The 14,809-nt window shown below is 66.9% G+C and carries 10 protein-coding genes; 3 read left to right on the forward strand and 7 right to left on the reverse strand.

Going from position 1 to position 14,809, the window contains the following annotated elements; genetic code table 11:
- Positions 1–14: 14 nt before the first annotated feature.
- The 5 genes from KF907_RS13215 to KF907_RS13235 all read right to left on the reverse strand — a co-directional run bounded on the left by KF907_RS13215 (position 15) and on the right by KF907_RS13235 (position 9,210).
- On the reverse strand, positions 15–1,835 hold the full coding sequence (locus KF907_RS13215) for a hypothetical protein (RefSeq protein WP_291221061.1): 1,821 nt from the start codon (positions 1,833–1,835) through the stop codon (positions 15–17).
- A gap of 1 nt (position 1,836) precedes the next feature.
- Entirely contained in the window at positions 1,837–3,849 is a 2,013-nt protein-coding gene (locus tag KF907_RS13220) for a heme-degrading domain-containing protein (protein WP_291221062.1), read from the reverse strand.
- Positions 3,850–3,933: 84 nt separating this feature from the next.
- Entirely contained in the window at positions 3,934–5,646 is a 1,713-nt protein-coding gene (locus tag KF907_RS13225; protein WP_291221063.1) for a cytochrome c3 family protein, read from the reverse strand.
- A 58-nt stretch (positions 5,647–5,704) separates the two neighbouring features.
- Positions 5,705–6,610, reverse strand: coding sequence for a hypothetical protein (locus KF907_RS13230; protein WP_291221064.1), 906 nt, complete (start codon positions 6,608–6,610; stop codon positions 5,705–5,707).
- Positions 6,611–6,801: 191 nt separating this feature from the next.
- Positions 6,802–9,210 (reverse strand): cyclic nucleotide-binding domain-containing protein, encoded by a 2,409-nt coding sequence (locus KF907_RS13235; protein ID WP_291221065.1) that lies wholly within the window; start codon positions 9,208–9,210, stop codon positions 6,802–6,804.
- A gap of 253 nt (positions 9,211–9,463) precedes the next feature.
- On the opposite strand from KF907_RS13235, the gene KF907_RS13240 reads away from it, so the two are divergent.
- From KF907_RS13240 to KF907_RS13250, 3 genes are all read left to right on the forward strand, one after another.
- Positions 9,464–11,197, forward strand: coding sequence for a hypothetical protein (locus KF907_RS13240; protein ID WP_291221066.1), 1,734 nt, complete (start codon positions 9,464–9,466; stop codon positions 11,195–11,197).
- 70 nt (positions 11,198–11,267) lie between these two features.
- Positions 11,268–12,506 (forward strand): flavodoxin-dependent (E)-4-hydroxy-3-methylbut-2-enyl-diphosphate synthase, encoded by a 1,239-nt coding sequence (ispG, locus tag KF907_RS13245; RefSeq protein WP_291221067.1) that lies wholly within the window; start codon positions 11,268–11,270, stop codon positions 12,504–12,506.
- A 4-nt stretch (positions 12,507–12,510) separates the two neighbouring features.
- A complete protein-coding gene (locus tag KF907_RS13250) occupies positions 12,511–13,251 on the forward strand; it encodes a class I SAM-dependent methyltransferase (protein WP_291221068.1) in 741 nt (246 codons plus the stop codon).
- 268 nt (positions 13,252–13,519) lie between these two features.
- Here the strand turns inward: KF907_RS13250 and imuA are convergent, their stop codons facing one another.
- Together imuA and lexA are read right to left on the reverse strand one after the other, a co-directional pair.
- Positions 13,520–14,188: a translesion DNA synthesis-associated protein ImuA gene (gene imuA / locus KF907_RS13255; protein ID WP_291221069.1), complete on the reverse strand. Its 669-nt coding sequence runs from the start codon at positions 14,186–14,188 to the stop codon at positions 13,520–13,522.
- Positions 14,188–14,799, reverse strand: coding sequence for a transcriptional repressor LexA (gene lexA / locus KF907_RS13260; RefSeq protein WP_291221070.1), 612 nt, complete (start codon positions 14,797–14,799; stop codon positions 14,188–14,190). Before lexA ends, imuA begins: the two co-directional genes overlap by 1 nt.
- Positions 14,800–14,809 lie beyond the last annotated feature (10 nt).

Genomic DNA, 14,809 nt, shown 5'->3' on the forward strand with positions numbered 1-14,809 from the left:
TTCTTCGCGCCCCCTCAGTACGTGAAGATCAGGTTGCCGAGCACCGTGTAGTAACGGGTGTCGTTGCCATAGAGATCCTTGAGGCCCTGGCCGGGCAGCAGGGTCGCCGCGGACAGGCGCAGGATGATGTTCTGCGTGGCATACGGCCGCCAGATCCACGCCACCGAGACATCGGTGCCGATATCGCGGCTGATGTCGGCTTGGTTGCGTGCAGTCTCCAGGACTTCCGAACGATCGAACCACAGGTGGTTGACGTTGGCCGACACGCGCGACTGCGGTGTGAGGTCGAAGTCGGCGCCGAGGCCGATCAGGCGCAGGCCCGGGTTGTCGAAGTTCGACTGGCCCTGTTCCTTCGAGGAATGCAGGTTGGCGAGCAGGCCGTTGCGTCCGGCCAGGGTCACGCCGCCGCCGCCGATGAACGGGATGTTCTGGCGAATCCAGTAGCTGGTGTCGGCACCGGCGAAAATCGGGTTCTCGAAGATCGCGTCGTAACCGGTCGAGCGATCGTCGTAAGGATCCTTGTCGCCGCTGGCCCAGGCCGCCGAGGCGCGCACGCGGATCCAATCGAAGTCCATGGACGCTTCAGCCGCCACGAAGCCGGCGCGTATATCGGTCTTTTGCGGCACGAACACTCCACCGTCCTTCTGGTCGCCGATCGCCGCATACGCGGCCACGGTGAGGTTCAGGCGCCCTATGTGCCCGTCGCCGTTGTAGCCGATGTAGCCGACATCGTAGGTGCGCGGCGCCTCGCGGCCGATCGCGGCCGGGCGCTGGATGAAGCCGTTGGAGTCGTAGAAGCTCTCGTCCTCGCGGTTGCGGTTCCAGGCAACGATCGCCTGCGAAGTGAAGCCGAGGAACGGGAAGTCCTGGCGGTACAGGCTGGCCAGCAGGATGTCGTCGTCGCGCGGTGATTTCGTGACATCGTTGAGGCCCGAGTTCAGGTCCTTTTCGAGGCGCCGGAACCAGGCGATGTTGTACTGCCACTTGTTGTTGTCGCGGTTGCCGAAGAAACGCACGCCGGGCTGGTTGTCCTGGTACAGGAAACCGCGGAAGTCCGACGAGAACGGTTGGATGCCGATGCGTACCTCGTCGACGTCGTAGCGCGACGAGGCGGTGCGGTAGTCCTTGGTGAAGAACAGCTCCTGCACGCCGATGAACCCGTCGTCGCGCGTGCGGCCGAAGGTCGGATCGAGCTGCAGGGCGCGCACTTCTTCGGTGCGCACGCGGTTGTAGTTCAGGGCCAGCGCGAGCTTGAACTCGTAGTCGGGTGGCTTGAATGCCGTGTCGCCCTTGTAGAGCAGGAAACTGGCGATCACGGTCTGCGCGAAGATGGTCTGGTCGGTGTCGCCGAGCACATCGTTGGACCCGGGTTCCGGGCTCGACTGCGGGCCGACCGGAGTCGGGATGCCGCGCGGTTCGACCAGGGTGTCGGACACTCCGGTCATGGCGAAGAACCAGTCCTCGCCGAAGATCGGCTTGTCACCCTTCAGTACGTTCTGGTTGTAGGGGTCGTACCACGGCGACTTGAGACCGAGCGCCTCCATGATGCGCCAGCGATCCGGGACCGGAATGAAGCTGCCAGCCTGGTCGACCGGGGCCGGGTTCACCGCGTCGGGATTCTGCTCGACGAACATCGGCAGCGGTTCGGGCGGATGGCCCGGACGCCTGCGCGGAATCTGCGACTGGTATGGATCGTAGGTCGGCGCCTGCAGCACGCCGAACAGCAGCAGCCAATCGGGCTGGATGCCCGGCAGGTCGGCCTGTGCGTTGCCGACGAACAGGGCCCCGGCGAGACCGAGGCCGAAGGTGCGAAGGTGCAGGGCGATGCGGCGCATGTCACTTGCCCTCGCAGACGTACTGTTCGTTGGAATTCAGGAACGGCGATTGCGGACACTGCACGTAGAGCAGACGCGCGCCCTGCGGGACCAGGGTGTCGGCACGGATTGCCGGCGGTGCGTTGCCGATTGCGCCACCGAGGACGACACCGGCGTTGTGCAGGCCGAGGAAGGCGACGAGGTCGCTCTGGTCGGTGCCATCGCCGGAGGCACCGACCGCGCCGACCAGGGTGTTGCCGCGGTAGATCGGCACGCTGCCGCCGAACAGGGTGATGCCGTTCGGCACGCGATCGATGCCCGTGCAGTTGGTCGGTGCCTCGCCGAGCGGGGGCAGGTCGGTGCCGTCGAGGCTGACGGTCAGGCCGATCTGCTGCAGGTAGAAGGCGAGGAACAGGGCAGCCTGGTTGTAGTCGAGATCGAGTTCCAGGCCGGTGCTGAACACGCTCCAGTCGTTGATCGGCAGGCTCAACGGGCCCGGCGGGCGGCCCGGCACGCCGTCCGGATAGAACGGCCGCGACAGGTTGCCGATCGCGCGGTTCGAATACGCGATCGCGCCGTCGCCGAGCGCGCCCGAAGCGGGCAGGAAGGCGCGCAGTGCCGTGACGTAGGCGAAAGGACTGCGTGAGCCGGCCGAGGTGAAGGCGACGCGGCCGTTGGCGAGGTCGAGGGCGCCGCGCAGGTAGGTTGCCGGCGGCACCGAGGCGAGATCGGCGGCAGCGTAGCCGCCCGAGAAGAATGCGGCCGTGCGCGCCTTCTGCGTGGTCACGTCGACTGCATCCACCAGGGCGTCGCGCGAGCGCACGAGGCCGAGCACGACGCCGTTCGTGTCGACCACGACGATGGTTTCGCCGGCCGGTGAGCCGAGTGGCTTGCGCACCTGCGCACGCGTGCGGTTGGCGACCTTGAGCGCTTCGCTCATCAACGTGCGCACTTCCTCTGCGCTGAGCGCCGCCGGGCCATCGGTGCCCGCGCGCGGCGGAAAGCGGTTGGTGCCGCTGCCGTCGTCGACGACGAAGGCATCGAGGCCGGGAAAAGTCACCGGATCGGGCCGGATGCCGGATTCGACCTGGCCGAAGGCGAGGCCGCGCGAGATCGTGCCACTGAAGAAGGCGGGGATCGCGATCACTTGGCCGTCGGCCGGGCCGAGCGTGGCGAATGCCGGTGCGCTGGCCGGATTGCGCGCAAGCTGGTTGAACTCGACATCGGTGAAACGCAGGCTCAAGCCACCGGCCGTGATGCGATCGGCGCGGCGGTCCACCGGTGCGGCGAAACCATACGTCCCGGCCAGGGCGATGTATTCGTCGAGGTTGCGGTCGATGTCGCCGGCGAAGGTGTCGACGCCGTAGGTGTCGTCGGCGGATACGCCGATCGCACCGACCGGCACTCCATTCTTGTACAGCGGCACCCCGCCTGGATCGGCGGCGATACCGATCGGCGAGCGATGTGGGCCGGCGCTCGGGCCGATGCCGTTGAAGCGTGCCGAGATGTCCGAACACGGCAGTTGCGAGAACTGCACGCCGAACAGAGGCCCCGAAGGAGCGGTGATGTCGCCGGGATTGAAATGCTCCTGCGCGACCTGGCCGGCCGTACGCGAGGTGAAGGCATTTCCTTCGGAGGAGAAATACACCGAGGTGATGGCCTTGGCGATCGCGGTCAGTTCGCTCGGAATCTCGAGGCCTTCGAGGCCGCCGATGACGCCACGCCCGGAATCGACCTTCTGCGTGCGTCGGCTGTTGGTCATGCGATAGGCGCCGAGCACGTTGCCGACGCGGTCGACGACAGTGATCGTCGCCGGCAGGTTCTGGCCCTGCGCCTCGTTGACGGCCTGCGCGATGATGCGCCGGATGTCGTCTTCGGTGAGGAACGAACTGGCGTTTGCGCACGAACCCGAGCACCCGGAGTCACCGGAGCCGGTGCCGGGTCCAGGCGATGTCCCGTCGGTACTGGCGGTATTGCTGCCACCGCCGCACGCGGCCAGCAACGATGTCCCGATCAGCAACGCGCCGAATCTCACGATCCCCATCCGTCCTCCCGTAGCGAGCATCGAGCTGGCTGGCGGTACCCCGCGGGCGATGATAGCTCAGCGGCCCACGGTCGCCTATCGCGCCTTGTTTCCGGTTGCCGGCGAACGTGTCGTCGGTGTGTCCAGGGTCAGGCCCGGCAACCGATGGTAGTCGTGGCAGGCGATGCAGGTGCTCTGCACCTTGCCTGCCGCGTGCGCTCCGCCATGGCACTGGCGGCAGTTGTCGATGCCGGGAATCAGCAGATCATTCGCACCCTTCGAGGTTTCCGCTCCGGCATGGCAGTCGACGCAGGCCATCGTCTCGTGCCGTTGGTGGCTGAACTTCGCATCGACGTACCAGAGCCCGGCCACACGCACCGGTGCGACCTTCCATTCGGGATTGTTCGGACTCGGCGCGGCAATCGTGTGGCAGGTGACGCAGGCCTTGCCGGTGAACAGGGTGCGGGCCGCCTCGCGCGAACGGTCGCGCGCCCAGGCCAGCGCCTCGACGGTTTCCTGGCGCGACAGCGGCGGCGAACCGGGTCGGCGGCGCTCCTGCACGATGGTCGGCGCACGCGCGTCGGCATAGCCGCCTTCGAGCGCGCGCCGCGCATAGAACTCGTCGAGCGTGTAGACCACGGCGGGCACGTCGGCATGCGGCACCTGGCGGTCCGGTGCCAATGTGTCGAAACCGAGCGCGTGGCATTCGCGGCACATCGTCTCGAAGGCGATCGGTTTCATCGCCGCGCCACCCGGTTCGGTGACGTGGCAGCTCGCACACTCCAGCACCTTGCGCCCGTTCGGCGTGTTCAGGCCATCCGCCTTCAGGTGCACGGCATGGTCGAACTTGAGGCCGGAGTTTTCCTTCAACCCAGCCGACCACGGCATCGACTTCGGCATGAAGTTGCCGGCAATGTCCCAGCCGGGCAGGTTGACGTGGAACTCCGGGTGCGCGGTACCGAAATCAGCAATGTCGGCGATCGAGCTCGCGCCCCGGGTGTTTGCCTTGAGGTCGCGGTGGCAGTCGGCGCACAGGCCTTGGTCGGTGCTGACCATGCCGCGGTTGCCATTGTGGTCCTTGTGGCAGGTCGCGCAGCGCGTGTCGCCTAGTTCGGGCAGGTTGAACGCCATCGGGTCGGCATGCGCTTTGGTGCGCACGTGGCAGGTCGTGCAGGCGCTGTCGCGCACCATCAGGAAGGGATTCTGGTGGCAACTGCGGCAATCGTCGCCGAAATGGCGATGGGCGGCATCGAGTTCGCCGGTGCTCCACGCGCCGACGCTCGGCAACGGCGAATGTGCGAGCAGCTTGCCGAGCGGCGGGACGAAATGGCCGGCCATCGGCAGGACGAGGAACAGGCCGAGCACGAGCAGGAAGCCGAGCCACGACGGCCAGCGCTTGCCGAGCCAGGTCTGCGCGAGCGTGGTCGGCTTGCCGCGGCGGGCGAGCATCTCGGCCTGTTCGTTCTTGTCGATCGCGGCCACCTCGACCGCGGCATCGTAGTCGCCGCGCGTGTCGAGCAGGGTGATGCGCGTCGAGCCCAGTTCGATCGCCGTGCCGGCACCGACCGTGGTCGCGTAGGTGATCTGGCCGTCGACGCGGATGCCGGCGACGATCAGCGACTCGACGCGATATTGGCCGCCGCCAAGCGAGGTCACGCGCGCGTGGTTCAGTGCCGCGCGCAGGTCGGGCAGGAAGATCGCCTGGTCGGCGGCGCGGCCGATCGTCAGCACCTCGCCGTAGTGGATGTCCTCCTCATACGAGACGGAGCTCTTCCCCTTCTTGAGGACGCGACGGATCAGCCAGCGCATCGGCTTGCCTCGCGTCCGATCGGGTTCGGATTCGGCTGGCTCATGGCTTGCCGGGCGCCTACCAGTAGAAGAACACTGAAACGATGTGGCCGATCAGGGCGGCGAGCAGGGTCACCGACAGCGGCACGTGGATGTACAGCCAGATCTCCATGATCGCCTGGTACTGGATGTCGCGCGCGACGCGCGTGGCCAGTGCGCGCTTGCGCGAGAGCATGTCGATGAGCTTGCGCAGTGCCTCGGTCTGGCGGTCGTCGGCACCGCCGGCGAGGAAATCGACCATGGCGATGATCGTCTGCCCGGCTTTCAGCCCCGCTGGAGGCGCGCCGACCTGGGTGCTGCGTTCGGCGATCGCGCTGCGGATGCGCGCGATGGCGAGGTCGGAGCCGTCACGCGCACGCAACTGCGTCCACACGCCGCCGCCGAGGCGCGTGTTCTCGATCGAACGCAGTACCACCGCGTGGATCTCCGGCGCGATGCCGTCGGCGAGCGCGAGCGCGTTCTGGTCGATCTCGGCGATCTCCTCGAGCATGGCGTCGCGCGTCGCGTTCTCGCGGTTGCGCGTCATCAGGGCCGGGTAGCGCAGATAAGCGTAGACGCCGAAGAAGCCGCTGAAGATCACCAACAGCATCAGCACGAGTGCCAGCGTGTGCAGGTTCCAGCCGAACTGGAAGCCGCTGTGAAGCAGGGCGACGAGGATCAGCGCGGTGCCGAGGTAGATGTGTGCGGACAGCCAGCCGCGCGTCGAGCCGAGCGACGTCGAGTAACTACGCTTGCGCACGCCGAACAGCAGCAGCCAGACGATCAGCAGCGCACCGATCGTGCCGAGCGTGTAGCCGAGCCAGGTGCCGCCGTTCGGCACCGGATCGGGGTCGTGCCAGACGTAGAACCCGATCGACAGCACGCACAGGGCGAGAGCGATCCACAGGTAGCGGGAGCGGGCGTGGGTCAGGATGGACTCATGCACGGTGGCGCTCCTGGCTTGCTGTTCTTGGTGCGTGGAAGCAGGAGCGAAAGCTGGGGAGTGCGGGCAGCGCTTCTGCAGGAGCCCCTTCAGGGGCGATCGACCCATCGCCCCTGAAGGGGCTCCCAAGGGGGCTCCTGCGAAGCAAAAAACGGCTGTGCGCAGGCGTTACCGCCATGGTCGCCACCTTTACCTCAGCGCCTCGACTGTGCATACGCCGGAAACTCCTCGGGGCTGATGCGGATCGCCGCACCGGTCGGGCAGGCGCGCACGCAGGCGGCGCCGCCGGACTGGTCCTTGCACATGTCGCATTTGACGGCTTTCTTGGCTTGGCCGTCCTTCTTCGCGTCCGGGTCGTAGGGCGCTTCGCCCGGGCCGGGGCCGCGCCCGAACAGCAGCCACTGCAGCAGGCCGGGCTTCTTGGGCGGCTTGCTGGCCATGTGGATGACGCCGTACGGGCAATTGCGCTCGCAGTTGCCGCAGCCGATGCAGTTGTCTGCAATGAAGACCTCGCCGTTCGGCGCGCGCCGCAGCGCGTCGGGTGGGCAGTCCTTCATGCAGTGCGGGTGCTCGCAGTGGCGGCACGAGGTCGGTACGTGCACGTTGGCGAAGGTCGGGCCGGCCTCGCGATCAAGGCGCGAGGTGCCGCCGTGGGTTTCCGCGCAGGCCTTTTCGCAGTTGTCGCAACGCACGCACAGCGATTCGTCGATCAGCAGGATGTCGGTCGCCTCGCCGGCGCCTTGGGCCATCAGGAACGAAATGATGTCGCCGCCTTCCGGCGTCGACTGCATGGCGAGGTTGGCGGCGGTGCGCTGACGGTATTCCTTCTGCAGGCGCAGGCGCAACGCGGGGATGCGATCGATCATGCGCTTGAAGGTGTCGCCATCGAGACGGATCGTCTCCGTCGCGATGGCCGCACGCGCTGTCGCCGAGCGCCTTGTTTCGCCCATCAGGGCCATCTCGCCGACGTAGTTGCCGGCGGCGACGTAGGTCAGCACGACATCCTTGCCGCCGAGGTTGCGCGAGATCGTCAGCGAACCTACACGCACGAGGTGCAGGCAGTCACCGGCCTCGCCTTCCAGAAACACGTTGTCGCCGGCGCGGTAGCGTTGCAGGGTCGCGCCGGCCGCCATCTCGTTCAGTTGCTCGATACTCGCCTCGGGGGCGAAGCGCGACTGGATCGCGCGCACGATGAACACGCGGTCGATCTCCCTGCGCACGGCTTCCACCGAAGCGATCAGGCGGTTCATCGAGCGCCGTGGCGTCTCGACGAGGATGCAGTTCTGGCCTGCGATGACGGTCGCGGTGCGTCGGCGGCCGGAGATCAGGCCCATCTCGCCGAAGAATTCGCCGCGGCGGAGGATCACCGGGCTCGATTGGCCTTCGATGACGATGCGCACGTCGCCTTCGACAATCGAATAGAAGCTGTTGGTGTAGTCGTTGCGTGCGAAGATCGTCTCGCCGTCCGCGGGCGTGCGGATGTCCGAGTCGAGCATGAATTCGCGCATCTGCAGCGGCGTGATGTGCGAGAGCACCGGCACGTTTTTCTGGATGCGAGCAAGCGCCTCGTCGACACTGCGGAAGCCGCTGATGCCTGCAAACTTGGCCTTGAGCAGGGGAGTGTCGGCCGGTTCGACGTTGCCGCCGCAGATGTATTCGACGACTTCGTAGCCCTGGTTCATCGCCTGCTTGATGAGCGGATAGCCGCCCAGCGCGCCGACGATGTAGAGGCCTTTCACGTTCGACTCGTACTGCGCGCTGATCGCCGGCACTGCGGCAGGATCCTTGCTCGGGAACTCGATGCCACAGGCCTCGACGAAGCCGCGCGGCGCGGTCGCGCCGAGACGGGCGATGACGCGGTCGACGAGCACCTGCGCGCGTCCCTTGTCGGTGGCGAGGATCATGCGGCCTGGCTTGCGTCCAGCGCTCAATGCCTCGACCCGCTCGGGCGAGCTGTTGTAGTAGCACTCGATGACGCCGTCCTCGATGGCCTTGAGCACGGCCTGCTCGTTGCCCTTCTTCGCGCGCGAGAACTCATCCTTGCGGTTGATCAGGACGACGTTGTTCTGTTTCGCAAGGGCCAGCGCGTTCTCGATAGCCGCATCGCCGGCACCGACGACGACGATCGTCTCGCCCTCGTAGGCATCCGGGTCGTCGAGCTGGTACTGCACGAACGGCAGATCTTCGCCGGCGACACCAAGCTTGCGCAGGTTGCCCTGCAGGCCGATGCCGAGGACGACGGCCTGGGCCTCGACCTTCGCGCCATTCGTGCAGGCGATGTCGAAGATGCCATCGGCGCGGCGCTGGATCGAGGCGACTTCGTGGCGATGGCGCACGTTGATCTTGAGGCGCGCGGCGGACTCGTCCCAGGCGTCGAGGATGGTCTCGCGCAGGCCGGCAGTGAACGGGATCGGCGAGCGCAGCGGCAGGATGCCTGGCTCGTCCATCACGTACTTGCCCTTCTGATAACGGTAGATCGTGTTCGACAGGTGCGGCTCGGCCTCGAGCAGCACGTGCGATTCACCGCGCTCGGCGGCGCGAGCCGCCGCGGACAGGCCACCCGGACCCGATCCCACGATCGCGATCTTGAAACGCTCGGTCATCGCCACCCCTCAGCCCCGGCCGATCATAGGCGCGGACACGACTCATGGAAAGCCGGAGATTCCGCCCCAACCTGTCGATATCCAATGACGGGGTGACATCCGCAAGGCCCGCGGCGCGGTCTGCGCGGCTTGTCCAGGCCGCCAGCCTGTACTTCGCCACGCCCACCTCGCTGCGAACCTTGGGGATGTCATGACGCCATTGCGGAATGGATCAGAGCATCCCTAGACTCGACCTCCGCAGGGGGACGAAACCATGACGGAATTGCATCGCCGGCTGCTGCGTGACGTGCCCGAGCGGCGCGCGGCGCGCAGCGGCGACTTTGCCACCGAGCCACGCGCCCTGCGCAACTGGGTCGCAGCCCTGCCGCTGGCCAACTTCCTTGCCACTGCACGCATGCTCGTCGACGGCCTGCGTGCGATGAACGCGTTGCGCATCCCGCCCGGCGAACGTCTCGACGCGCTCGAGATCCTGCGGGGGCCGATCAACCAGTTGGCCTCGCTGGTGGACAAGCAGATCGTCGGCGCCAGCTTCCCGCTGCCGCCACAGCGCTCCGAGCTGGGCACGCTGGCCCAGGAGTTCCAGTCCGAGCTGGCGCTTGGCTACCGCATGACACTGCACGACTACTGTGCGCCGAACGGCAGCGTACCGCTGCTCAAGGGCAAGTCCGTCGCACTTTCCGCCGCGCGTGCACTGGGCCACTGCGGCGCGCGCCTGCACAAGGCGTACCTGTTGTATCGCACGCCACCAAAGGGTTGCTGGCAATCGCTGCACGACGTCTACCGGTTCACCGCTTCGCTCGGCCTCGATTCGCGCAGCGTCGATGATGATGCCTTCGGTTCGGCCACGCCGCGCCAGTCCTATGTGCATGCGATCTTGCTCGCACTGGCGAACCCGTATCGGTTCACCCAGCGCGAGTTGCTTGATTTGATTGCCTTCACGCGCACGTTGGCGCCATATCCGGAACTGCGCCGGGTTGCCGGCGGGCAAGCCGCGCATCCGATCGACGTCGAGCGCGATGCAGGCCCCGGCTACATCCCCGAAGAACGCACGACCGTCGACGATGGCGTGCTCGAACTCGATCTCGGTCCGGTGCTTGCCTTCATCGACGAACAGGTCCGCATGGTCCCGCCCGGAATCCGCCTGGCGACATTCCGCGTGCGCGGTGGCGCGCCGGCACAGGTCGAGGTTGACTTGGTTCGTCGCATCGTCGATGGCTGGACCTCCGACGGCACGCGAGGGCATCGTCGCCTCGCCGGCGGACATGTCCTGCAGACCGTGATCGGACTGCACGACCTGCACTTCGTCCTCGCCGGCAACGAGGACTTCGACGGCTTTCTGCGCAAGGTGCGCGGTACCTCGATCAGCCTTTCCGAGCGCGATACGGCGGCCTCCTGGGTCGTCGGCTCGGGTGAGCAGATGCGCACCCAACGCATGTCTGCGCACATCGTCGACCAAGGCCTGGGCGGCTACCGGTTGGTCTGGGAACGTGGTGCGTCCGGTGAAAGCGTGCGCGCCAAGGTCGGAGAGCTGGTTGGACTGTCCTTGCCTGAAGGCGGCGATACGACCCCGGACTGGATGGTCGGCAGCGTACGCTGGATGCGCATCGACGACGAAGGCCGTATCGATGCCGGCATCGAACTGCTCGCACGTCGTTCGCTCGCGGTCGGCGCCGCTGCAGTCGACGCTGCGGGTCAGGCACGCGCAGACATGCGTGGCATCCTGCTGGCGCCGCTGCGCGAGGAGGAATCCGCGATTTACTCCAGTCTGTTGACGCCCGGACTGTTCGAGCGCGAGCCGGCCTCGATCGAAATGACGATTCCTGCCGATCCACATCGTTGGCCATCGGCGCCATGCGTGCTGCGGGTACAGGGGGCAGGCACCATGGATTCGACCGGTTCCTACCTCATGTTCGCGCTGCCGTCGCTGGATCTGCCGGACGATGGCATCGACGCAGCACCCGTGCTGGCGGGCGGGCCCCGGGCTTGAGTATCCTTCGCCTTCCGCGGACGTCGTTTCGGTCCGCTCCGATTCCGCGCCCCGGCGCTGCAGATCCCGCATGACCGATCCATCCGAGAGCGAGCGCGCCCGTCGCCTGAGCGTGGGGGTCCGCGTCGGCACGAGCCTTGTCGGCGGCCGCGCACCGATCGTGGTGCAGTCGATGACGAATACCGACACCGCCGACGTCGCCGGTACGGCGAAACAGGTTGCCGAACTGGCCCGTGCCGGTTCCGAACTGGTGCGGATCACGGTCAACAATCCGGAATCCGCTGCCGCCGTTCCGCGCATCCGCGAACGCCTCGACATGATGGGCGTCGACGTGCCGTTGATCGGAGACTTCCACTACAACGGTCACCAGTTGCTCGCGGCCGAGCCGGCCGCGGCGGAGGCGCTGGGCAAGTACCGGATCAATCCTGGCAACGTCGGCTTCGGACGCAAGAAGGATCAGCAGTTCGCAGCGATCATCGACACGGCACTGCGCCACGGCAAGCCGGTGCGTATCGGCGCCAATTGGGGCTCGCTCGACCAGTCGATGGTCGCCGCCCTGATGGACGAGAACCACGCACGCACGGTTCCTTGGGATGCCGCGCGCGTGGCCCGCGAGGCGCTGATCCGATCGGCGCTCGATTCGGCCGCGCGTGCCGAGGAACTCGGGCTGGGTCGCGATCGCATCATCCTTTCGTGCAAGGTGTCCGGTGTGCAGGAATTGATCGCCGTCTACCGCGATCTCGCCGTGCGTTGTGACTACGCACTGCACCTTGGCCTGACCGAAGCCGGCATGGGCTCGAAGGGTATCGTCGCTTCGACCGCGGCACTCGGCGTGCTGCTGCAGGAAGGCATCGGCGACACGATCCGCATCTCGCTCACCCCGGAGCCCGGCGAGTCGCGCACGCGTGAAGTCATCGTCGCGCAGGAACTGCTGCAGACCATGGGCCTGCGCGCGTTCACACCGCTTGTGACCGCCTGTCCGGGGTGTGGCCGCACGACCAGCACGTTGTTCCAGGAACTGGCCAGGACCGTGCAGGAGCATGTGCGCGCGAAGATGCCCGAGTGGCGGATCAAGTACGACGGCGTCGAGAACATGACTCTTGCGGTCATGGGCTGCGTGGTCAACGGGCCAGGCGAGTCCAAACACGCCGACATCGGCATCTCGCTGCCCGGCACTGGCGAGGCTCCGGCCGCACCGGTATTCATCGACGGCGAGAAGGCGATGACCCTGCGCGGCGAGAACATCGCCCGCGAGTTCGTCGACATCGTCGAGAACTACGTTGCGCGCAAGTACGCACAGCGCGGTTGAGCCGATGGCCAAGCAGGGCGAAATCGACTACGTGGCGAGGATCGGCGAGGTCGGCGCCGAGCACGCGCGCGGCAAGCCGTTCACTGCACCCGATTGCGGCCGCTTGCTGGCGGATCTCGGTGGCCTGTTCATGGTGCTGCCGCCGGCGCCGGCGCGGCTGCTGGACCTCGGTTGCGGCAGCGGCTGGACCAGCGTGTTCTTCGCCCGTCGCGGCTATCACGTCACCGGCCAGGACATCGCGCCGGACATGATCGCGCTGGCCGAACGCAACCGCGCCGAAGCCGGCCTCGGCAACCTCGATTTCCGTGTCTGCGACTACGAAGGGCTCGGCTTCGACGGCGAGTTCGATGTGGCCGTGTTCTACGACGCGCTGCATCACGCCGAGGATCCGACCCTGGCGCTGGCCAGCGTGTTTCGTGCACTCAAGCCCGGTGGCGTGTTGGTGACGATCGAGCCCGGGGTTGGTCATGCCGCAGCCGAGGCTTCACGCGCAGCGGTCGACGCCTTCGGCGTGACCGAGCGCGACATGCCGCCGCGTGAAATCGTGCGGCTCGGCCGTGCCGTCGGTTTTCGTGGCGCGCGCGTCTATCCAACGCCGAAGATGCTGGCGATGATCCAGTACGAGATGCCGAAACTCGCCCGTCTGCCGGATTGGGTCTCGGATTTCATCCGCTGGAGCGGCATGGGTTGGCTCATGCTCATAGCCAAGCATCGCCGCGGCGGAATGGTCGTGCTGCGAAAGTAGGAGCCCCCGTGGATGGGGCGATGCTTCTGCATCGACACGGCATGGGCTGCGGGTGAAACGGCCCGACTGCAAGGCGCCAGGCGCGCAACGGCATCGACTCCATGGGTGAGCGCCGGTTCCGCCGCTGCGCGACTCGAACCGGCCTGTGCTCCTGGCCTCGAATCGGGAGCGAGAGGCTGAAGCACGAAGCACGCGAAGATCGTTGAAATACCTCTTTCTCCGTGTGCTCTGCGTGCTCCGTGGTGTCGGACTTTGCTTTTTGTGTCGCTTACGCGCGCAGGGGGATGGCGCTGGATCGGGTGAGGTCGAGATTGCCACGGCACTTGAGGATTTCTACGCAACTACCTGATCCAGAATGAGAAATCTTGAGTCGAAGCGCGGCCGGGGTGGCTTCGTGGCAAGCCTTGAGCGGACGCAGCAGGAAGGCCAGGGCGTCGCCGGTTTCGGCGGCGAGTTGCAGGCGCCGCAGTTGGCGGTAGTCGGCTTCCGGCAGCCAGTGCAGCACCGCAGCGCAGCAGCCGGCGCGTAGACACTGCTCGGCGCTCCAGTGACGCTCGGCCGCGGCGGCCTCGATCTGCACGAGATGGGCAAGGTCGACGCCGGCGGCGGCGAGGGCCGGCGGATAGGGCACGTAGGGTGGGGCGATCACGGCGACGCGCCGGCGCATCCGGGTGAGGGCGGCGATCGTCGGCAACAGCAGGCTCATTTCACCGAGACCGTCGTGTTCGACCAGAATTTCGGTCAGTGCACCGAGTGGCCAGCCGCCACCGGGCAGGCGTGCATCGAGGCGGGCGTCGCCGGTCGGCTGCGTGCGCAGTGACGGTACGCCGTCACGGCCACGGCGCCAGATGCGCGGATGATCGAGCAACTCACCGAGTGCCACGCGGCGCGCGCTGGCCGGTGCAGTGCTGAACGGGGAGCTCAGGAGCGCAGCCATCAGGTTCTCCGGATCATGCCGACGTAGAGGCCTTCGATCGCGAAATTCGTGCGCTCGGGATCGACTTCGATCGGCGCAAAGTCGGGGTTGGCGGGCAGCAGGCGGATACGGCCACGCCTGCATTCGAGGGTCTTGATGGTGACGTCGTCGTCGACACGGGCGACGACGATGCGACCGTCATCGGCGTGGTCGGTGCGGTGCACGGCGATGAGGTCGCCGTCGAGGATGCCGGCATCGCGCATGCTGAGGCCGACCACGCGCAGGAAGTAGTCCGGGCGCGGGTGGAACAGCGAGGCATCGATGCCGAACTCGCCTTCGATGTTCTCAGTGGCGAGGATCGGACTGCCGGCGGCGACGCGGCCGACGAGGGGAAGCAGCGTCGTCGCCGGCGTCCGTGAGCGATGCGGCAGGCGCAGGCCGCGATGCGGCAGGCGCTCCAGCGCGCCCTTGCGCACGAGTGCCTCGACGTAGTCTTGCGCCGAGCTGTGACGGGCGAAACCGAGAGCCTCGGCGATCTCGCGCAGGGTGGGCGGGCGGCCGTACGCGTCGATGTGGGCACGGATGTGCTCGAGCACGCGGCGCTGGTTGTCGGTGAGGTGGGTTTCGTTCATACGTACCAAT

Source organism: Dokdonella sp., assembly GCF_019634775.1.
GTDB lineage: Bacteria > Pseudomonadota > Gammaproteobacteria > Xanthomonadales > Rhodanobacteraceae > Dokdonella.